Source organism: Micromonospora sp. URMC 107 (assembly GCF_051386315.1).
In the GTDB taxonomy this organism is placed as follows: domain Bacteria; phylum Actinomycetota; class Actinomycetes; order Mycobacteriales; family Micromonosporaceae; genus Micromonospora.
The window spans coordinates 79,215-99,622 of the sequence record NZ_JBPQTK010000006.1 but is presented as its reverse complement, the minus strand read 5'-3'; the positions used below and the strand labels follow the sequence as shown (position 1 = coordinate 99,622).

13 protein-coding genes, 1 tRNA gene and 2 pseudogenes are annotated in these 20,408 nt (G+C 70.5%); 11 read left to right on the top strand and 5 right to left on the bottom strand.

The genetic code is table 11. The features are described 5' to 3' along the window. Window positions 1-828 (bottom strand): tetratricopeptide repeat protein (locus ACSNN9_RS02645; protein WP_436671014.1); only part of this gene is annotated, 828 nt, incomplete at its 3' end. 221 nt (window positions 829-1,049) lie between these two features. Between ACSNN9_RS02645 and ACSNN9_RS02640 the strand changes: the two genes are divergently transcribed. Next, window positions 1,050-1,133, top strand: a tRNA-Leu gene (locus ACSNN9_RS02640). A gap of 5 nt (window positions 1,134-1,138) precedes the next feature. Here ACSNN9_RS02640 and ACSNN9_RS02635 read toward each other — a convergent pair. Continuing rightward, window positions 1,139-1,417 carry a hypothetical protein gene (locus ACSNN9_RS02635; protein ID WP_436671016.1) on the bottom strand — a complete coding sequence of 93 codons (279 nt, stop codon included), beginning with the start codon at window positions 1,415-1,417 and terminating at the stop codon, window positions 1,139-1,141. A 145-nt stretch (window positions 1,418-1,562) separates the two neighbouring features. Continuing rightward, window positions 1,563-2,123, bottom strand: a pseudogene (locus tag ACSNN9_RS02630) (hypothetical protein); the annotation flags it as partial. Window positions 2,124-2,352: 229 nt separating this feature from the next. Between ACSNN9_RS02630 and ACSNN9_RS02625 the strand changes: the two are divergent. From ACSNN9_RS02625 to ACSNN9_RS02595, 7 genes and pseudogenes are all read left to right on the top strand, one after another. Further along, a pseudogene (locus tag ACSNN9_RS02625) lies at window positions 2,353-3,090 on the top strand (Hint domain-containing protein); the annotation flags it as partial. 66 nt (window positions 3,091-3,156) lie between these two features. After that, window positions 3,157-3,534 (top strand): hypothetical protein, encoded by a 378-nt coding sequence (locus ACSNN9_RS02620; protein WP_436671013.1) that lies wholly within the window; start codon window positions 3,157-3,159, stop codon window positions 3,532-3,534. A gap of 212 nt (window positions 3,535-3,746) precedes the next feature. Continuing rightward, window positions 3,747-4,193 (top strand): hypothetical protein, encoded by a 447-nt coding sequence (locus ACSNN9_RS02615; protein WP_436671012.1) that lies wholly within the window; start codon window positions 3,747-3,749, stop codon window positions 4,191-4,193. 137 nt (window positions 4,194-4,330) lie between these two features. Beyond that, the gene (locus tag ACSNN9_RS02610) at window positions 4,331-6,259 is read left to right on the top strand and encodes a carboxypeptidase regulatory-like domain-containing protein (protein ID WP_436671011.1); all 1,929 of its coding nucleotides are present in this window, start codon (window positions 4,331-4,333) and stop codon (window positions 6,257-6,259) included. A 387-nt stretch (window positions 6,260-6,646) separates the two neighbouring features. Continuing rightward, window positions 6,647-7,483: a CPBP family intramembrane glutamic endopeptidase gene (locus ACSNN9_RS02605; protein ID WP_436671015.1), complete on the top strand. Its 837-nt coding sequence runs from the start codon at window positions 6,647-6,649 to the stop codon at window positions 7,481-7,483. Further along, complete coding sequence (locus tag ACSNN9_RS02600; RefSeq protein ID WP_436671010.1) at window positions 7,480-8,637, top strand: sensor histidine kinase; 1,158 nt, start codon at window positions 7,480-7,482, stop codon at window positions 8,635-8,637. Before ACSNN9_RS02605 ends, ACSNN9_RS02600 begins: the two co-directional genes overlap by 4 nt. Further along, window positions 8,634-9,293 carry a response regulator gene (locus ACSNN9_RS02595; protein ID WP_436671009.1) on the top strand — a complete coding sequence of 220 codons (660 nt, stop codon included), beginning with the start codon at window positions 8,634-8,636 and terminating at the stop codon, window positions 9,291-9,293. Before ACSNN9_RS02600 ends, ACSNN9_RS02595 begins: the two co-directional genes overlap by 4 nt. A gap of 121 nt (window positions 9,294-9,414) precedes the next feature. Here the strand turns inward: ACSNN9_RS02595 and ACSNN9_RS02590 are convergent, their stop codons facing one another. Together ACSNN9_RS02590 and ACSNN9_RS02585 are read right to left on the bottom strand one after the other, a co-directional pair. Next, window positions 9,415-10,110: a hypothetical protein gene (locus tag ACSNN9_RS02590; protein WP_436671008.1), complete on the bottom strand. Its 696-nt coding sequence runs from the start codon at window positions 10,108-10,110 to the stop codon at window positions 9,415-9,417. A gap of 132 nt (window positions 10,111-10,242) precedes the next feature. Next, the gene (locus ACSNN9_RS02585; protein WP_436671007.1) at window positions 10,243-11,943 is read right to left on the bottom strand and encodes a tetratricopeptide repeat protein; all 1,701 of its coding nucleotides are present in this window, start codon (window positions 11,941-11,943) and stop codon (window positions 10,243-10,245) included. A 1,273-nt stretch (window positions 11,944-13,216) separates the two neighbouring features. Between ACSNN9_RS02585 and ACSNN9_RS02580 the strand changes: the two genes are divergently transcribed. The 3 genes from ACSNN9_RS02580 (at window position 13,217) to ACSNN9_RS02570 (ending at window position 20,404) form a co-directional block, all read left to right on the top strand. Then, window positions 13,217-14,641 (top strand): argininosuccinate lyase, encoded by a 1,425-nt coding sequence (locus tag ACSNN9_RS02580; RefSeq protein WP_436671006.1) that lies wholly within the window; start codon window positions 13,217-13,219, stop codon window positions 14,639-14,641. A 93-nt stretch (window positions 14,642-14,734) separates the two neighbouring features. Next, window positions 14,735-17,035 carry a pyridoxal-phosphate dependent enzyme gene (locus ACSNN9_RS02575; protein ID WP_436671005.1) on the top strand — a complete coding sequence of 767 codons (2,301 nt, stop codon included), beginning with the start codon at window positions 14,735-14,737 and terminating at the stop codon, window positions 17,033-17,035. A 9-nt stretch (window positions 17,036-17,044) separates the two neighbouring features. Next, window positions 17,045-20,404: an AMP-binding protein gene (locus ACSNN9_RS02570; protein ID WP_436671004.1), complete on the top strand. Its 3,360-nt coding sequence runs from the start codon at window positions 17,045-17,047 to the stop codon at window positions 20,402-20,404. The last annotated feature ends 4 nt before the right edge of the window (window positions 20,405-20,408 follow it).

Sequence of the window (20,408 nt, the reverse complement as noted above, 5' to 3'; positions counted from 1 at the left end):
CACCACCGGTGGGGGCGGAACCTGGGCACCCTGCGGCGGGGCCGGATACGGCTGCGGCGGCGCGGGCGGCACCTGCGGCGCGTGGCCGGCCGAGCGGGGCGGCTGCGGACCCGCCGCAGGGTGCGACGCCGGGGCGACGGGTGTCGCCCGTCCCACGCCGCGCACGCCCGGAACGGGCGGCGGCGGCGGGATCGGCGGGGTGTGCGGGGACGCCGGTGCGGCCGGTGGGGTGCTGGTGACGTGCGGCGGCATCGGCTGCGCGGCCGGCGGCTGCGGAGGGCCGACGGCGGCGGGCTCGTGCGGCCGCCAGGTGGTGGAGAGCACCGCCAGCGACATCGTCGGCTCGGAGAGCGCGGACATGGCGGGCCGCGCGACCGGCGGCGCGGGCGCAGGGGCGGGAGCGGCGTCGCCGAGATACTGCCGCGCCGTGCGTACCGCCGGGTGGTCGAGACCGAGCACGGCGGGCCCGAGACTGGCGACGCGGGTGTAGTTGCGGCGCGCCTCGTGCCGGTTGCCCAGCTCGTCCGCCACGGCGGCCAACTCGAAGGCGAGCGCCAGCATCAGCGGATCGGACGGCGGCCAGAGCCGCTCGCCGGCGGCGAATGCCTCCTCCAGCACCCGGCGGGCGGCGCCCGGGTCGCCCGCCTCCCTGTGCAGGCGGGCCAGCAGGTGCGCGGTGCTCAGCACATCCGGGTGGTCCTTGCCGTACGGCGGCCGGGCGGAGCCGACGGCGTCGGTGAGCAGTCGACGGGCGGAGTAGAGATCGCCCGCGGCGCGCAGGGCGAGGGCCCGGTGCTGCACGGCGGCCAGGGGAGAGGGATGGGACACGTGGCCATGCTGCCGCGTGAGGCCCGTCGGACGCTACCCAGGCCCACCGGTTGGCGGTGGCTCACACGGGTCCGGGCACCCTTCCGACCTGCGTCGACCCATCGGCCGGAAGCTGATGTGCATGATCCACCCGGGGCGTGTACAGTAACTCCCCGTGCGGCCCACCAGGGCGGGCGCGGGTGGAAGTTCACCCCGGTCGACACGGTAGGCTGGACGAGCAGGTCCGGGTGGCGGAATGGCAGACGCGCTAGCTTGAGGTGCTAGTGCCCGTATAGGGCGTGGGGGTTCAAGTCCCCCCTCGGACACATCATTACCACATATCGATCATGATCCGAGCGGGTCGTCCTGCGCGGATGACTCTATGGTCGGTGTGCAAGTGCTCCTGGTCGCAGACGATGGTGACCTTCCTCCTTTGCGGGAGCGTGACCAGGTCGTGTGGAGTCTGGATGCCGCTGGGGATGCTCGGCGAGCCTTGCGATGATGTGGTCTTCCCTGAGATAGAGGATCTTGCGCCGGCGGTTGGTTGGGTGCTGGTGTGGCCGTGGCGGCATCGGTAGCCGGGGCGCTGATCGATCCAGTGCGATTCCATTCTTCGGCCGCATGGTGCGCAGCGCAGTAGGCCGGTGAGCGGGTAGCGGCGGGTCGTGCCGTGGTGGGCGGCTGGCGTCGGTGTTGGTGTGCGCGGGTTGCCGATTCCAGACCTGCCGGCCGGTGTAGCGAGGGTTGGCGAGTGTCGCCGCGACCGTTCGCAGGGTCCACCGGTCGCCGCTGCGGTGTGAATTGCGGTCGGGACCGATGCCCGACGGGCACGGTATGCCGGCGTCGTTGAGGGCGCGCGCGATGCTGGCGAGACTCGGGCCATCCAGGCGTTGTGCGAACGTCCACCGGACGTGTCCGGCCGTGGCCGGATCTGGTTCGAGGCGTCGAAGCCGGCGACCCCAGCGGGCGTGCGCGGCGTTCGGATGAGGGGCGGCGTCGGCGAGTCGGTAACCGTAGGGCGGCCGGCCACCGAGATACCGTCCCCGCGATCTGGGTCGTCGAGCGCGGCCAGCAGCGCGGCGGCCTGGGGGCGCTGCCGCCAGCCGCGGCGGCGGGAGCAGCCGACGTCGAAGTTCTCGGCGACGATCACCCCGTGACCGGCGACGAGCTCGCTGGCGCAGTCCCGCTGCCAGTGCCGAGAGGTCACCCGGTCCTGGTGCTCGACTGTCGACATCCGGCCGTAGAACGCGAACCGCAGACCACACCGCCGGCGGGTAGGCGGTTGCGGACGGGCCTGCGGCTGGCTGTTGAGCCATCGAGTCAGGGGATTTTCGAGATCGTCACGCTGGTTGTCCCACACGCCGATATGAGGTGACCCGGGCCGGCCTGCTGCTAGCTACCAACAACGGATACATCAAGGGATCAGGCCAGTTCAAGCTGTGGGTGGCGGGCATCAGCGGCCAGATCACCCCGGAACCGGGCGGCATGCACGGCATCGTCGGTCCACGCGGGCCTCGGGGAGGACCTGGTCCGCGTGGTCCCCGGGTACACGGGTGCAGAAGCTTTGCTGGCGACACGGAAGTCCTGCTGGCCGCCGGAGACACCAAACCGATCGAAGAGATCGAGGTCGGTGACGTCGTACTGGCCACCGACCCGGAGACGGGGGAGCAGGGACCGCGCACCGTGACCAAGGTGTGGGTCCACGACGACGAACTCCGTGACCTGAACGTGACGGGAGGGCGCCTCCGCACGACCGAGGATCATCCCTACTGAAACGTGACCGACCAGCAGTGGCAGTTCGCCAGCGAACTGGACCCCGGTGATCTGCTGCGGACGGCGGACGGTTCAGAGACCGAGGTCATCGGCTTCGTCAAGGGCAGCAGCCGGGTGGCACTGGCCTACAACCTGACCGTCGATGACATCCACACGTACTATGTGCTCACCGGCAATATCCCGGTCCTCGTGCACAACACAGGGCCGGACGGTTGTATCCCCGGCTATGAAAACCCTGGACACCATGATCCACATGGTGGACCGAACCCGTACAATCCCAAAAAGGGTGTCTTGCCGGCCGACGCGGAAGCGCAGTTCCAGAATAGTATTCTTATTGGCGGGACGCGTTGGACTAAAATCGGTTCCGGCAAGAAGGCCGTCTACTATATATATTCCAACGATGAGCATGGAAATTGGCATTGGAGTGGCAGCTCTAATGGTGTTGACAATCGGGGTAATCCGGTAGAGATTCCCTTGAATCATATTCCTATCCAGGTCCGGCGGGGGTAAGGGTTGAGATTCCTGGACGATGATGGTCAATTCGGGTTGCTGGTGAGCCCTCTCTCTGATCGCCGAATGTTTCGCTTCCAGCTCATCGTGGATGGCCAGCTGGTGGGTGATAGCGAGGGTTGCATCCTCGGTTCGGTGATGACGCAGCTCAAGAATCGGCCGCATATCGACGACAGAAGGCTGGATCTGCTCGACACTGACCCTGTGGGATTTATGGAACTGCTGGCTGATGATGAATTCCTGCATGACTCGGCCATCATGTCGAGCGTCGAGTCACTGGATCGATGGACGGTATATAGCTACGTACGTGCAGGGCGGTTCACCATCGTCGCGCAAGAAGTGTCGACGCATGCGTCCGGTCCCATTTTCGTCGCAAGAATTGATGAAGACGATTTCAAATCCATAGTTGATGCCACCCGAGCCTATTGGTTGAAATCTCAATGACGAAGTAAGGGAGGATTCTCCTCGGGGCGGAGATGGTCCGCAACGGATGGGCTGAGGGTGAAACGGCAAGGAGTTGCGCCTGGCGAGCGGAGGGTCGACACCGATTCTGGCAGAGACCCGCGGAGGGATAGGTTGGTGTGGTTCGATGCAGCACACTCCCCGGCCCGTCAGCCGCTGACGGACCGGGACCAGATCAGACGAGTTGAGGACCTGTGATCGCATTGATGGCAAGCTGGCAGCGGTGGTGGTGGGTGGCGGCGGTGGTCCTCGCGGTCGCTGGCTGTGGTGAGACGGAACCGGGGGGCCGCCCGGTTCCACCTGACAATTCGGCGGAGGTCTGCGCGGACGTCAGGGTGATCGACGAGCGGTACGTCGCCGGTGGTACGCCGGAGGGTCGCGCCTACCACGACGCGGTGAAAGCGGCGTACACCGGCGCCCCCGGCGCGGCTGACGTGGCCGAATTGCGTCGCCGCTATTTCGAGGCGTGGGCCGCGCAACTCCGTCCACTGGTGGAGCGGGTGAGCGACGAGCGACTCCGCGCCGTTCTGCGTCACTACACCGACCTGCTTCGCCAGCAGGCGGCGGGCAGCGCTGATGCGACGGGGACTGATCTGATCAGGGTCCAAAAAGAACTGAATGAGGTTTGCCCCGCTGGTTGAGCAGGCGGGTCGCCTGTTTCTCCGATCGCTCCGAGTCTGACAATTCTGCCGTCGGTGCGGATGTCAGCGGCTTCGTGGCATCTTTTCAACTCGACGGGCGTAAATATTGACGCCTATGAGAGTTTCTCTGGTCGTTCGTGGTCGAGTGGCGCAACGTCAACTTCCGACCGCCGAACGCCGGGCGGCTGACCTTCGAGGTCATCTTCCACGAGGACGGCCGGATCGCCTTCCACTACGGCACCATGACCACCCCCACCGAGCAGGGAGCGGCCGCGACCATCGGGTTGGAGAACGGCTCGGGCACGGTCGCCGCGCTCTACTCCTTCCAGGAGGCGGCGCTCACCGGCAACAGTTCGATCACCTACACCCCGGCCCCGGTCGGCTCGGTCAGCGGCACGCTCACCACGGCGGTGACCGGTCAACCGGTCTCCGGCGCGACAGTGACCCTCAACCCGGGTAACCGCAGCACCACCACCGGCGCCGACGGCGGCTACCAGTTCACCGGCGTCGCCGTCGGCGAGTACACGCTCGCCGCGTCCACCGGCGACAACCGTTGTGCCGGGCGGTACGCCAAGGAGACCGTCAACCACCCGGGCGGGGTCTCCGGGGTGGACCTGTCGGTGATGGTCGACGGGGACGAGTTCGGTTACAAGTGCACCACCGGCGCCCAGACCTTCGTCCCCGGTGACGTGGTCGAGGGGTGGAGCGGTGATGAGACGGTGTGGCCCAAGAACCCGCCGTTCCCGGTCAAGCTCTACGGCGAGTCGTACACGTCGGCCTGGATCAGCGCCAACGGTCTGATCAGCTTCAAGGACCCGGCGTACTTCGGGTGGATCGGGTCGATTCCCGGCACGCTCCCGTCGCCGGCCGCCGAGGGCTCCCCGAACGCCGCCGTCTACGTGCACTGGGACGACTGGGTGGTCGACTCGCAGGCGAAGATCGCCACGAAGATCAGCGGCAGCGCGCCGAACCGGCAGTGGGTGGTGGAATGGCGCAACGTCCACCTCTACGGGGACACCAACACCCGGGCCACCTTCGAGGTGATCTTCAGTGAGGGCGGGGACATCACCCTCGCCTACAGCGGGATCGACCCGGCCAAGCCGGTCGAGCAGGGCGCCGAGGCGACCGTCGGCATCGAGAACGCCAGCGGGTCGCTCGGCTTCCAGTACCTGCACAGGGAGGCGTGGCTGGCCAGTGGGCAGGGCGTGACGTTCAAGCCCAACCCGCCGGGACTGGGTTCGGTCACCGGCGTCGTCACCTGCCAGGGCACGCCGGCGACCGGGGCCAGCGTCACGGTGGCCGGCCTGTCGGCCACCACCGCGGCAAACGGCACCTACCAGGTCAACAACGTGCCGGCCGGATCGTACGCCGTGATCAGCACGGTATCCGCCGGCGCCTGCAAAGGCTCCTCGGTCCACCAGGTCGTGGTCGGCACCAACACCGAACAGGTTGTCGACGTCGCCCTGGCGACCACCCCGGCTGGGGCCGGCTACACGGTGACCGAGCAGCCCGTGGCGTACACCCCGGCGGACACCACGGTCCTGCCGATCACCGGGGGCGACGCGTACACCCAGGTCAGCCTGCCCTTCCCGGTCACCCTGTACGGCCAGACGTACACCACCGGCTGGGTGGACATCAACGGTCTGGTGACCTTCGCCGACCCGGGTGAGCCGTCGCCGGACGCCTGGCCGATCCCGTCGGTGGAGAGTCCGGAGGAACCGAACGCCGCGCTCTACCCGTTCTGGCACGACTGGGTGGTGGACGCAAACGCCAGCGTGCGGACCTCGGTCCGGGGCACCGCACCGAACCGCCAGTTCGTCATCGAGTGGCGCAACGTGCACTCGTACGAGGACCCGCTCACCCGGGTCACCTTCCAGGTGATCATCGACGAGGCCGGTGGCTACAGCTTCGCCTACACCGACAACGACGGGACGTTCCTGGAGCGTGGTGGCGGCGCCACCATCGGTATCGAGAACGGCGACGGTAGCTCCGCGATCCAGTACACCTACCGGCAGCCGGTCCTGCGACCGAGCCTCGGGCTGCGGTTCAACGTACCGACGCCCTGACCGTAGCGCCGACGGATCGTCGGGTACCGGCTGGTCCGCCGGTACCCGACGATCCACCTGCCCGGAGCCACCGGCAGATCGTTCACAGTGCCGGCGGAGACGGTAAGGCTCCGCCGGTCACAGCCGGCCGGCGGCCCTCAGGCCCAGGTACCGGTCGGCGACCTCGGACGCCGGGCACGCCACCGGGGCCTAGGTCCCACGGCCGGACGCGGCGCGGCGAGCGGCGGAGCGCGCCATGTCCGACCGGGTGGCCGGCCTCCGGAGGGGGTCTGTCCCCCGTGCGAGCTACCCGCAAGTGTCCACCGCACGGTGACGATTGTGGCGGCGGAACTTCATAGGTTTCTTCGTGTCCGCGGCGCTCCGGTCGCGGTCTGCGAAGGAGTCATCATGCGCTTCCTCAAACAGCTTCTCGCCGTCGCCGCCGTCGCCCTCGTCGGCGGGCAGAGCGTCGCCGCCGTCGAGGGCAATTTCTTCCTCGCCTTGGTGATCGGCGCTGTGACGGCGGTGCTGGGCGTGGTCGTCTACCGGTGGGTCGTGCGGCGCACCGAGCGCCGTGAGCCGACCGAGCTCGGCCAGGACGGCTGGGGCGGGAAGCTGGGCCGCGCGACGCTCATCGGCTTCGCCATGTTCGCGGCCGTCATCGCCAACATCGCGTTCCTCGGCGGTTACCACGTCGAGGGCTGGGGCTCGCCGACGCAGGCGCTGGGTGTGCTCGGGCTCATGGCGGCCGCCGCGGTCACCGAGGAGCTGCTGTTCCGGGGGGTGCTGTTCCGCATCATCGAGGAGCGTACGGGCACCTGGATCGCTCTCGCCCTGACCGGCGTGGTGTTCGGCGCGATGCACCTGGTGAACCCGGACGCCACCGTGTGGGGGGCGACCGCCATCGCCATCGAGGCCGGGTTCATGCTGGCCGCCTGTTACGCCGCCACCCGGAACCTGTGGGTCCCGATCGGCCTGCACTTCGGTTGGAACTTCGCCGCCGGCGGCATCTTCAGCGTCGTGGTTTCGGGTAACAGCGAGTCGAAGGGGCTGCTCGAGGCCTCGACGTCGGGGCCGGTCGCACTCAGCGGCGGCGCTTTCGGGCCGGAGGGCAGCCTGTACGCGGTGCTGGCCGGCGCGGTGCTGACCGTGGTGTTCCTGTGGCTGGCCAAGCGCCGCGGGCACATCGTCCCGCGCCGCCATCGCGCGGCGCAGGCCCCGGCAACCGCTACAGTCACCCAGTGATCAAGCTCCGGAGGCTTCCGGATCTGTGGCGGCAGTGGCCGATCACGGTCCGGGATCTCCCGTTCGCCCTGGCCCTCGCCCTCGCGGCGGTGGTCCCGGCGCTGGAGCGGCAGGGTACGCAGCTCGGCGACCTCCCGGACCGCCCGTACGACGCGCTGACCGTCGGTGTCGTCGCCCTGGAGTGCCTGCCGCTGGCCGTACGCCGTCGGTGGCCGGCCGTCTGCCTCGCGCTGGTGTCGCTCGGCTTCGCGATCGACCAGCTTCGCGGCTACCACACCATCGCGGGTACGGGACTGGCCATCGCGCTCATCAGCGCCGGCGCCCACCTGGAGCGGCGCCGCTGGGTCGTCGCGGGTCTCGCCTCGGCGGCGTACGTGCCCCTGGCGATCTCCCTCGACCGGCTCGGCTCGGGTGAGGGCGTCGCGGGGTTCACCACCTTCTACCTGTTGCTGGCGCTCGCGTGGGGCATCGGGGCGTGGCTGCGCCAGAACCGGGCCGCCGAGGCGGAACGCCGCCGCCATGTCGAGGATGCCACCCGTACGGCGGAGCGCACGCGCATCGCCCGGGAGCTGCACGACGTCGTCACCCACCACGTGACGGCGATGGTCGTGCAGGCCGAGGCGGCGCGCTACCTGACCGGCGCCCCGGACAAGCTGGACCAGGCCTTGACCGCGATCACCGGCACCGGCCGCCGGGCCGTCGGCGACCTGCGGCAGCTGCTCGACCTGCTCAACCCGGATCACAGCACAGGCGATCCGCGTACGCCGTCCGTCGGCGACCTGGACGCCCTCGTCGACCATTCCCGGCAGGCCGGACAGCCGGTCGAGTTCGTCCGGGAGGGCACGTCGGTGGCGACCACCGGCGGCGCCGAGGTGGCGGCGTACCGGGTGGTGCAGGAGGCGCTGACGAACGCGCTGAAGTACGCGCACGGCAGCCGGACCAGGGTTCACGTCCACCACGGGGAAGGAGAGACGACCGTGGAGATCAGCACCGACGGCTCCGGATCCGGCAGCGCGTCCCCGGGCGGCAGCGGGCGCGGCCTCGCCGGGCTCCACGAGCGGGTCACCGCCCTCGGTGGCGACTTCAGCGCGAGCGCGCAGGCCGGCGGCGGTTTCCTCGTGCGGGCCCGGATCCCCGCTGGAAACCCGTCATGACCGCGCCGGTCCGGGTGCTGGTCTGCGACGACCAGGAGCTGATCCGCGCCGGATTCGCGACGATCATCGACGCACAGCCCGACATGGAGATCGTCGGCGAGTGCGGCGACGGGCGCGCGGCGGTCGACCTGGCCGTTCGGCTCCGGCCGGACGTGGTGGTGATGGACGTCCGGATGCCGGTGCTCGACGGCATCGAGGCGACCCGCCTGCTGGCTGGCGCCGGGGTCCCCGAGCCGGTGAAGGTTCTCGTGGTGACGACGTTCAACCTCGATGAGTACGTCTACGAGGCGCTGCGTGCGGGCGCCAGCGGCTTCCTGCTCAAGGACGCCCCACCGGCACAGCTGCTCCACGGCATCCGCACGGTGGCGACGGGCGCCGCGCTGCTGGCCCCGGAGGTGACCCGGCGGCTGGTGGGCCGCTACGCGGCCCGCATCCGCCCGGCCGAGGGCGACCCAGGCGGCGGCGCGTTGACCCCGCGCGAGATGGAGGTGCTCCGGCTCATCGCGGAGGGCCTGTCCAACAGCGAGATCGCCGCGGCCCTGGTGATCAGCCAGGAGACGGTCAAGACGTACGTGTCCCGCATCCTCACCAAGCTCGACCTGCGCGACCGGGTCCAGGCCGTGGTGTACGCGTACCGTCGGGGCCTGGTGACCTGAGGCGGCCCGCTACTCCTCGCGGTGTTCGTGCACACGAGCAGGGCCGGGCCCAGCCGGAGTTGGCGTGCGTCGACGCCAGCCCACGCCTGCCCCACGTGTGATCGGCCGGCGCCGGTCGTCGTCAGGAGAGGCGTTCGATCGTCGTGGGGACCAGGCCGTGGCCGCGGGCCACGTCGGTGAGCTGGCGCAGCACCCAGCGCAGTCCCTCTCCACCGGCCGGGTCGGACGTCACGTCGATGCTCCACGCGACACCGCCGACGCGGCGGAGACGCCAGAGGTGGTTCGTGTCGTTGACCCGCAGCCGGCCGGTGCCGACCACGCCAGGCTCGGTCACGTCCGTGCCGGGGGCGGCGCCGAGCCGCAGCAACGCCGACAGGCGGGCTATCGCGTCACCGTCCGGTTCACCGGCGAAGAGCACCCGGTGAACGGCCGGGCCGGTGCCCAGCCGCAGCGGTGCGCCGGCCGCCAGCGGGACGTCGTCGCTGAAGTGGCGGCGCAGCGTGTCCTCGTCCGGTAGCGTCCCGCCGCCGAGTCGACCGTACGCCGCTTCCGCCCCGGGGCGGTTGACGGCCGTCAGCCGGGAGCGCAGGCGCCGGTCCGTGCGGACTGCTCGCACGAATGCCGCCGAGCTCCACCAGCCGGCGTCCGCCGCCGTCCAGCAGGCACCGCGCAGCCGTACGGCCGACAGGTCGTCGTCCAGCACGAACTCCTCGACCAGCAGTCCCGCCCCCGTCGTGTCCTCCCCGCCGCCCGCTTGCAGCAGGTAGTAGTGGAGCATCGCAGTGCTTGCGGGCAGCGTCGGGGTCACCGGGGTCATTCCGGGACGATACTGCCTCGTCAGGCCGACCCAGCCGTTGGCGGTGCCGCACCGTGACTCGGCCAATGGGCCGGTGCGCGCCGTTTCCTCGGTCGGCTGCGGCGGGGCCGCCGACACCGCCTTGGTCGGTGGTCACCGCATGGCGCGACGGCAGCGGGCCAGCTCCGCGCGTAGGTCGCGGCGCAGCGACCGGTCCACCTCGGGCTGGGTGAGCGCGCGGGTGAAGTCGCGGGCCGCTTCCTCCCACCGTCCCAGCCGCATCAGCGCCGTGCCGCGGTTGTAGCGGGGGACAGGTGCCTCCGACAGCGCGACCGCCCGGTCCAGGTCGGCCAGGGCGGCGGGCACGTCGCCGCGTTCGAAGCGGATCGCGGCACGGTTCGTCCAAGCCTCGACCAGCTCCGGATCCCCGGCCAGCGCCTTGCTGAACAGCTGGTCGGCTTCGGCGAGGCTGCCGCGCTCCGAGCGGATCAGCCCGAGGGTGCACAGCAGCGCGGGCTCCTGCGGGGCCAGCGCCAGCCCGGCCCGCGCGTGCGTCTCGGCCTGATCGAACGCGTCGCCTCGGACGTGCAGGTTGACCAGGGCGATCCGGGCGTCGAGGTGCCGGGGGTCGATTGTCAGCACGCGCTCCAGGTCGGCACGCGCCCGCGCGGCACGGCCCCGCTCCTGTCGGATCATGGCCCGGTTGTAGTACGCCTCCGGCAGGTGAGGTCCCAGGCGGATCGCGGTGTCGTAGTCCCTGATCGCGGCCCGTGGCCGCCCCGCCGCCCGGTGCAGGGCGGCCCGGTCCACGTAGTACTCGCAGTTGCCGGGGTCGTGGGCGATCACGGCGTCGAGGTCCGTCAGGGCCCGCGCCGGATCGCCCAGGGCGAGATGCACCTGCGCCCGGTTGTGACGTAGCCGGGCCAGGTCCTGCGGGCGCTCGCCCGGGGCGAGCACCGCGGCCAGCCGGGCCAGCCCGTCGTCGATCAGCCGTAGCGCGGAGGCGGGATCGCCCTCCCTGCTGTCCAGCAGTGCCAGGCCCTGCTCGTAGAAGACGGTGGACAGCACCCGCTGCCGTGGGTCGTTCAGCCCGCCGGCGAGGTGGAGCGCCTTCTCCAGCCAGTGCCGCGCCTGCGCCGGGTCCTGGTCGGCGGCCGGCAGGTGCCGGGCGTACAGCATGGCGGTGGCGTACGCGGCCGACATGGTGATCTTGGGGTTGTCGGTGGCAGCGCGGGCTTCGTGGTAGAGGTCGAGGGCTTCGGTGGCGCGGTCCAGCGCCGCCAGGGCGGTGGCCAGGCCGGTGGTGAACGCCCACCAGTGCCGCAGGTCGCCGTCGGGAGTCACCACGGCGCGCCCGCGTCGGGCGGTTCGGGCCGCGTGGTGGTAGAAGCCGTGGGCCAGGCTGTCACCCAGGGCCGTGCGCATCGCCTCCAGCGTCGGGGCGGCCGTTGCCGCCTGGCGGGGGCCGCTGTCGTGCAGGGCGAGGCTCACGGGGGACGGGCCGAGTCGGCGCGTCAGCGCGTCCAGCAGCTCGCGGGTGGTGTCGTCGGCGCTTCCGACGTGCGTGAACCGCACCGTGACCGGGCGGCGGAGCCGGTCTGCCCAGGCCGCCACGAATTCGGCCGCGCCGTAGGCCAGGTAGGCGGTGCGTCGGGCGGGATGGAACCGGATCGGCTCCTCCTCGGCGGCCGATCGTGCCGTGCCGTCCAGGTGGGGAGCGATCGCGTGCAGCTCGATCCTGTGGCGGGACGCCAGGCGGGGGCGGTCGGCGGCGATTCGGCCGAGGAAGGCGGAGACTCCGGCGTACGGCCCGTGGGCGCGGTGGCAGTCGTAGCCGGCCGGCTCGTCGGTCATGGCCCGGTCGATCGCCGCCGGGGCGGGCGCCCGGGAGCGCCCGCCGTGTCGGCTGCTACCAGCACCACTCGATCCAGAGCCGGCGGGCCCCGGACAGCAGGCGCAGCGAGCTCTTGCGACGGACGGTCATCTTCCTCATGAGGTTCCTCCAATGTGGATCACTCTGGGACGGGTTCGAGACTAATCGATATCTGTATAGATATGAAGCTGACTCGCGGCGTCGGGCGGTAGTCGAGCCTCCCCGCCCGCGCCGAGCCGGCTTCGCCTGCTGCCGTCGCAGTGCTGGACGAAGGCGGTGACGTCCTGGTGTTCGGCTACCGGGGCGGCGCCGACACCGACGGGACGCGCCGGCGCGCCCGCCTGGTCCCGACCGAGCGACGCGTCGCGCTGCTCGCGGCGGTCCGCGTCGGACACCTCCTCGCCGCCCGTCCTTCTTCCCGCTCCACGCTGTACGCAGGGCCCGCGTCGACGGAACCCTCCCATGACGCCGGCCCGGCGGCCGGCTCCTGCCCCTAGGTGATCTCGGTCGTCATCTGGCGTCTCTCCCCTGATCGGTCGATCAGCCATTATTTGTGCAGTCCCTCAAATCATGATGACGGGGAAGTCGTCGCCCGTCGGGGGCCGGAATGCGATGGCCTCCCGCACGGTCGGTAGTCGCGGGGCTGCTTCCAGTCAGGCATCATCGACGGAACCTGGAATTCTGCTTGAAGGGGCCAGGTGTGGACAGGCGCTGTCCCCTGTTGGCTGAGGATGGGTCGGGGTCAACTCCCACTGGCCTGGATCGCCTGACCCGTTCCCCGTCTTTCGGCGCCAAGGGCACTCGGTCCAGGCCATCAGCCCTGCCAGCAGCATCAATGGCCAGGGGCGGCCTCGGTCCGGGAAAAGCTCCCACCGTCGTTAGGGTGCCCGGGCGGGTGCTTCGGCGCGGGGTACCGGGACGAGCAAATGCGACCCGTACCAGACATAGCGCGCGAAATGCGGTCCCTTGCGTGGCACCGGGTGCGCGGCTACGCTCGCCGCATTGAAGATCGCATATTGTTCCGAACTGCGGTTTTATGCGGCCATGCCTTTCCTGTGAATCGTCGCGCCTTGCCCAGGTGACTGTCTTTCATTCGAGGCGGTCTGATCCGTAGGCGATGTCCCGCGCCGCAAGGCGCGGAGTCGGGTTGCGGTCCGGCCGTGCAACTTCCGTAACGGGGGTCTTCAGTTGCAGCTCGTTCCCGAGGGCTCCGCCCTGATGTCAGGACGGTTGTCCAGCGGCCCGTCTCGCCAGGTGCACGACGAGATCCTCCGACCGCAGTTCATCTTCGACATGACTCACCTGCTTCCGCACTATCTCGCTGTGGAAGTGGTCCTCCTGTTCGAGTACGAACGGATGGGGGTCATCACCGGCGACCAGCGCCGAGACATCGCGGACAAGCTTGGCAGGATCGACGAGACGACGCTCAGCGCCGACCCCGCCACCAACATGTCCGATACGTCGATGGCCATCGAGCAATGGGTGCATCGTCAGCTGACCGAGCCGGTCCCGACCTGGCACGTCGACCGCAGTCGTAACGATTCTCAGGCGACCGCACACGCTCTCGCGGCACGCGAGTGGTTCGGTGGGGCGGCGGAGGACCTGCTGGGCCTCGGCGAGGCCGTCCATCGACTCGCCAACGGTACGACCGATCTGCTGATGCCGGGATACACCCATCTGCAGGCAGCCCAGGTGATCACTCCCGGCTTCTATCTGGCCGCCCTCTCCCAGCAGATCCTGCACAACCTGCGCCGCTGGCTCGCCACCTATGACGGCAACGACCTCTCCCCGCTCGGCGCGGGCTCGATGGCGGGTCAGCAGCTGCCCTGGGACCGCCATCGCATGGCACGTCTGCTCGGCTTCGCGGGACCGGTTCCGCACTCCCTGACCGCGGTGGCGTCCCGGTCGCTGGCCTTGGAGATGATGGCGGAATTCTCCATTCTGAGTGCCGAACTGAGCCGCTTCGTCACCGATCTCATGGCCTGGGGCAGCAACGAGTACGCCTTCATCGACCTGCCTGACGAACTTTCCGGCATCTCGGCGGCGATGCCGCAGAAGAAGAACTTCCCGATCCTGGAGCGGATCCGCGGAAAGCTGGCACATCTCGGCGCCTTTGGTGTGGACATCGTCCTCGCCCAACGCTCGACGCCCTATTCCAACATGGTGGAGGTGTCCAAGGAGGCGACCGCGAACCTCCATGCCTCCGTCTCCACCACGCGGACCGCTCTGCGGCTCTTCTCGACTGTCATCGACAACCTGCGTTTCCGATCCGACCGGATGCGGGAAGCCTGCCGGCGGGAGTACCTGGGCGCGTTCACACTGGCGAACGACCTGACCCTGAACGACGGGATTCCCTGGCGCGACGCCCAGATCGTCGTCGGGCAGTACATCGCCGCGGCCATCTCCTCCGACATCCCGCCCCATCCCGGAGACCCCGCGCTGTTGGCCGAGGTCGCCGGCCGGCACGGATACCAGGTCTCCGACGGCGCACGGGTGCTCGCCAACGCCTTCGACATCGACAACGCGATTCGTGGCAAGCGGTCGGCGGGCTCGGTCAATCCCCAGGCGTTGACCGACCTGCTCGCCAGCCAGGCGGACGACTTCCGACTCCTCCGGCAGCAGTGGGACGACCGTCGTGAACGGCGAGGTTCCGCTCGGGCGCTGCTCGGGCGTCAATGAGCGTCGAATCGGGGAAGGAATGACGATCTTGAGCGGAGCGGCCCGGTTCGGCGCGAACGACATCGGCACCTACGAACGATCGGGGGCCAGCGCGTGATCTTCCAGAACGTCGTCGACGCCATCGGGCACACGCCGTTGATCAGGCTGCGGATGGATGTCGACCCACGCGTCCAGGTGTACGCCAAACTCGAACTCCAGAACCTCTTCGCGATGAAGGACCGAGTCGCCCGCCACGTGATCCTCGAGGCCAGACGGCTGGGCGTACTCCAGCCGGGCGCGCCGATCGTCGAGAGTTCCTCCGGCACGATGGCGCTGGGAGTCGCCCTCGTCGGAACCGCCCTGGGACATCCGGTGCACGTCGTCACCGACCCCCGGATCGACCCCGTGACGCTCGCCAAGCTGCGGGCCCTGGGCTGCCAGGTGCACGTCGTCGACCGGATGTCCAGCCAGGGCTGGCAGGGCGCCCGCCTCGAACGGCTGCACGAGCTCCTCGAAGGCCTGCCGGGTGCGTTCTTTCCCGAGCAGTACCGGAATCCGGACAACCCGGGTGCGTACCGGTCCCTGGCCGCAGAGCTGCTGGGGGACCTCACCTCCTTCGACGTCCTGGTCGGGGCGGTCGGCACCGGTGGATCGCTGTGCGGCTCGGCCCGGGCGCTGCGACGCGCGCTGCCCGAGCTGCGAGTGGTGGGGGTGGACTGCGTGGGCAGCGTGCTGTTCGGCCAACCGGACGTGCCCACCAGGCTCCAGGGCGGACTCGGCAACAGCCTCGAGCCCGCCAACCTGGACCGTCGCCAGATCGACGAGGTGCACTGGCTCAACGACCGTGAGGCGTTCCGCGCCACCCGTGACCTGGCCCGCGAACAGCAGATCTTCGGCGGGAACACGTCGGGCTCGGTCTACCAGGTGTTGAAGGACGTGGCTCGCCGGACGGAGCCGGGGACCAGGATCGTCGGCATCTTCCCCGACCGCGGCGACCGGTACGCGCAGACCGTCTACGACGACGGATGGGCCGTCGACCGCCTCCACGAAATGGACGCGATGGACCAGCCGCGTCCGATCAACTCCGGCGAGGTCGCCGTGAGCTGGTCGCGGACGGACGACGTCGCGCGCACGAACGACGAGCGGTACCTGTTGTTCCTGGAGGCGAACACGAGCGGGACCGGCGTGCTCGCCCTGAGCGTCGCGCGACGGATGGGGCTGCGTCCGGTACTCCTCACCGACCGTCCCGACCGCTACCCGGGTCTCGCCGACACCGACTGCGAGGTCCTCGTCTGCGAGACCCACGACCTGCCGGCCCTGCGCTCGCTCATTCAGGGCAGGTTCCGTCGTGAACAGCTCGCCGGGGTGACGACGACGAGCGACTTCTACACCGTGCTCGCCGCCGAGTTGGCCGACTGGCTGGGACTGCCGGGCAACCCGCCGGCAGCCGTGGCCGCCTGCCGGAACAAGGCCCTGCTGCGGGAGGCGCTGCGGGACAGCGGGATCCGGCAACCCCGCTTCGTCGCGGTGACGGACCCGGCCCGGGCGGCTGCCGCGGTGAGCGAGGTCGGCCTGCCGTGCGTGGTGAAGCCCGCGGACGACTCCGGATCGAACGCCGTGCTGCTCTGCGCCACCGTCGAGGAGGCGACCGCGCACGTGGAGACGGTCCTGGCGATGCGCCTCAACGTCCGGGGCATGCCGACCGCCCGCTGCGCACTGGTCGAGGAGTACCTGCCGGGTGCCGAGTTCAGCGTCGAGGTGTTCGGCGAGAGCACCGGGAACCGCTGTCTCGGGATCACCGAGAAGCGGGTGACCGGTGGGCCGCACTTCGTGGAGCTCGGCCACGTCTTTCCCGCGGACCTGCCGGCGGATCAGGCATCCGAGCTGGTGGACGCCGTCCTGCGGGCACTCGCCACGGTCGGGATGTCACACGGGGCGACCCACACCGAGGTACGCCGCACGCCGTCCGGCCCGGCCATCATCGAGATCAATCCCCGCCCGGCCGGCGGGATGATCCCCGAGCTCTACCGCCTCGCCACCGGCTCCGACCTGCTCGCCGCGCAGCTGGCCTCGGTCGTCGGAGAACCGACCCGGCTCGCCTCGACCACGCACGGCTACGCCGGGATCGGGTTCCTGGTGGCTTCTCGACCCGGGACATTCCGGGGCACCGCGGGCGGGGCGGAGATCGAGCGCCTCGACGGCGTCGAACAGGTGACCGTGACGGCGTCCCCGGGCACGCCCGTGCGACCACCACGGAACGCCTACGACCGCCTGGGGTACGTCATCGCCACGGGCTCCAGCAGAGCGGAGGTCGTCCACCGGATCCACACCGCCGTGGACCAGGTCCAGCTGCTGGTCGACGAGGAGCGCCCGGAGGCCTTCAGCGACGAAGCGTCCCTGGCCCCGGCCCACTGAGAGACGACCATGACGCACACCTCGCTCATCGCGGCCCTGTCAGCCTGGGCGGACACCCGGGCGGACGACCACGCTCTGACCTTCGTCGACAGTGCCGGGGCGGCGACCAGCACCACGTACGGGCAGCTCGACGAGGCCGCTCGTACCGTGGCCGGCCACCTGCGGTCGATCGCCGAACCGGGCGACCGGGCGCTGCTGCTCTTCCCACCCGGCCTCGACTACGTCACCGCCTTCCTCGGCTGCCTCTACGCCAACGTGGTCGCGGTGCCGCTCTACCCACCGGGCCCCCACACGCGCCTCGACCGCGTCACCTCCGTGGTGCGCGACTGCGGAGCCACCCACGCGCTGACCACCGAGAAGCTGGTCGAACCGCTGTCGGGGCTGGCGGCCGGGCCGGACGGACCGACGGTGCACCCGATCGAGGCGGTGCGGGCGCAAGCCGCTCCGGTGGGGCCGCACCGGCCGGAGCGGGGCGACCTCGCCTTCCTCCAGTACACCTCCGGATCGACGGGCGATCCCAAGGGGGTCATGGTCGGCCACGGCAACCTCACCGACAACCACCGGGCCATCGCTGCCGGCTTCGGGATCGGCAGCGACGACGTGGTGCTCAGCTGGCTGCCGATGTACCACGACATGGGCCTCATCGGCACCACGTTGCTGCCGCTGTTCGTGGGCGTGCCGGCGATCCTGCTCGACACGTTCGCGTTCGTCCGGGATCCGTTGCGGTGGCCGGCGGAGGTGTCCCGTTTCAAGGCGACCTGTTCCGGTGGACCCAACTTCGCCTACCAGCTCCTGGCGGACCGCTTCGACGCCGGGCTGCTCGACGGGGTCGACCTCAGCTCGTGGCGGATCGCGTTCAACGGCGCGGAGCCGGTCGACAGGCGGACGATGGACGCGTTCTCCGCCGCGTACGCGCCGCTCGGGTTCGACCGCCGAGCCTTCTACCCGTGCTACGGCCTGGCGGAGGCGACGCTCTTCGTCAGCGGCCCCGAGGCGTCCACCGGCTACCGCGCCAGCACCTTCGACCGGGACGCTCTCGCAACGGGCCGGCTGACCGAGGCGACCGGCGCGGCCGGGACGGATCCGGTCACGCTGGTCTCCTGCGGCACCCCGCCCCCGGGTACGACGGTCGCCGTGCGCCGCGCGGACGGCGAACCCTGCGCCGCGGGCGAGGTCGGCGAGATCTGCGTGCGATCCGGCGGGGTGGCCGCCGGATACTGGGGCAGGTCCGACTCCGCCGCGACGTTCGCCGCCACCGTCGGCGGCCAGCCGGGGACATTCCTGCGTACCGGGGACCTCGGCGCGATGTACGACGGCGAACTCTACGTCGCGGGGCGCCAGAAGGATCTGATCATCCGGGCGGGCCGCAACCACCACCCGCACGATATCGAAACCGTCGCCACCGCGGGCGACGAGCACCTGCGCCAGGGCGGTGCCGCGGCGTTCCAGCCGGAGACCGGTGACCAGCGGGTGGCGCTGGTGGTCGAGGCGTCCCGCAGCGGGCTGGTGCGGCTGCGCGCGGACCCTGCGCTGCTCACGTCGTTGACCGATGGGCTGCGGCGTCGGGTCGCCACCGAGTGCGGGTTGGACCTCGACGACGTGGTCGTCGTCATGCCCGGCGCGATACCGAAGACCTCCAGCGGGAAGATCCGCCGGCGTGCCACCAGGGAGCTGTTCGCCGGCGGACGGCTCAAGCTCGTCGTGCCGGCGGTCGCGACCGTGGCACCCGAGCGGGCCGCCGCCGACGCCCACCCCGGCGACCGGTCCACCGCCGTGGAACAGCTCGTCCGGCGGTACGCGAACCTCGGCGGGGCCGAGTTGGACCGGTCGCTGCCGCTGGCGGCGCTGGGACTCGGTTCGCTGCGACTGATCGAACTCAAGGCGGCGGTCGAGCGGCTGGTGAACGGCACCCTGGACACCGAGCTGTTCTTCGGCGACCGGTCGGTGGCCGAGCTGGTCGCCGCCGCCGCGGCGCCCGGCCCGGCCGCCGCCCCGCTGCCGGCGCAGACCGGCGCGGTGGGCCCCGCCTCGGCCGGCCAGGTCGAGCTGCACTTCTACGACGAGGTGTCCCGCGGCAACCGGGCGAACAACCTCGCGATCGCCCTGCGCGTCTCCGGCCGCGTGGAGGAGCAACTGCTGCGTGCCGCGATCGACACGGCCGTCGCCCGGCACCCCGCGCTGCGTACGACGCTCGGACCGCTCGGCTCCGGCGTCCAGACCGTTCATGACCAGGGCGCGGTCGACTGGGAGTGCCGGGCCTTCCCGGACGGTCCCGACGAGGCGGTACGGGCCTACCTGCACGAGCGGGCCTACCGTCCGTTCGACCTGGTGAAGGGCCCGCTGGTGCGGGCCGGGGTGGCGTACCCGCCGGACGGCACGGTGCTGCTCGTGGCGTGTCATCACGCGGTCGTCGACCACTGGTCGCTCCAGCTCCTGCTCGCCGAGATCCTGCCCCGGATCACGGGCGGCGACGCCCCGCCGGCCACGGCGGGACCGGGCGCGGCGGACGCCACCGACTGGGCCCGGCTGCAGCAGCAGGCGCGACTCGATCCCGATCGGCGGGACCGCGTCACGGCCCTGGCGCTGAAGTGGCGACCACTGCGTGACCTCGTCCTCTTTCCGGAGCGACCTGCTTCAGCCCGGTCTGGACGACGACGACCGGACCCGGAGCGGCACCGGGCCGGCTGGATCGACTTCGAGGTCGACCCGGACGTCGTACGGCTCCTCCACCGGCACGCGGCGCGGCGCGGCTTCACCCCCTTCGTCTCCCTGTTGACCGCCTACGCCGAAGCCCTGCACCAGGTGACCGGCGAGCCGCGGATCGTCATCGGCGCGCCGCATCACGGGCGCACCGACCAGCGCTTCGCCGGCACCGTCGGCTACCTGGTCAACATGGTGCCCATCCTCGGTGACCTGACCGACCGGCCCGATCCGTCGACCCTCGAGGAACGCCTGTGGCGGGAACTGCGGGCGGCACTGTCGACCGCCGACGTCCCCTTCAGCGACCTGGTCCGGGCACTCGCCGCCGATCGGCACGGCCAGAATCCGCTCTTCCAGGCGACGTTGACGCTTCAGCAGCCGGTGGACGGCAGCGACGTGGGACTGTCCGTGCCCTGGAGCCGCCGGCGGCGACGGATCGGGTCCCACGACGTCGAGACGTTCGACCTGCCGCCCGTGGACGCCGCCTTCGCGACGAGCCTCTACGGCGCCCTCGACGCCGGTGGACTCGCGTTCCGCCTCGTCCATCAACGCAACCTCGTGTCCCCGCAGGTGGCAGCCGAGGTGTGTCGGCGCTTCTCCGAGAGTCTCGTCCGGTTGGTCCGACGGCCGTCCACACCACTCGCTCACGACACGGTTCGACTCAGCTAAGGCG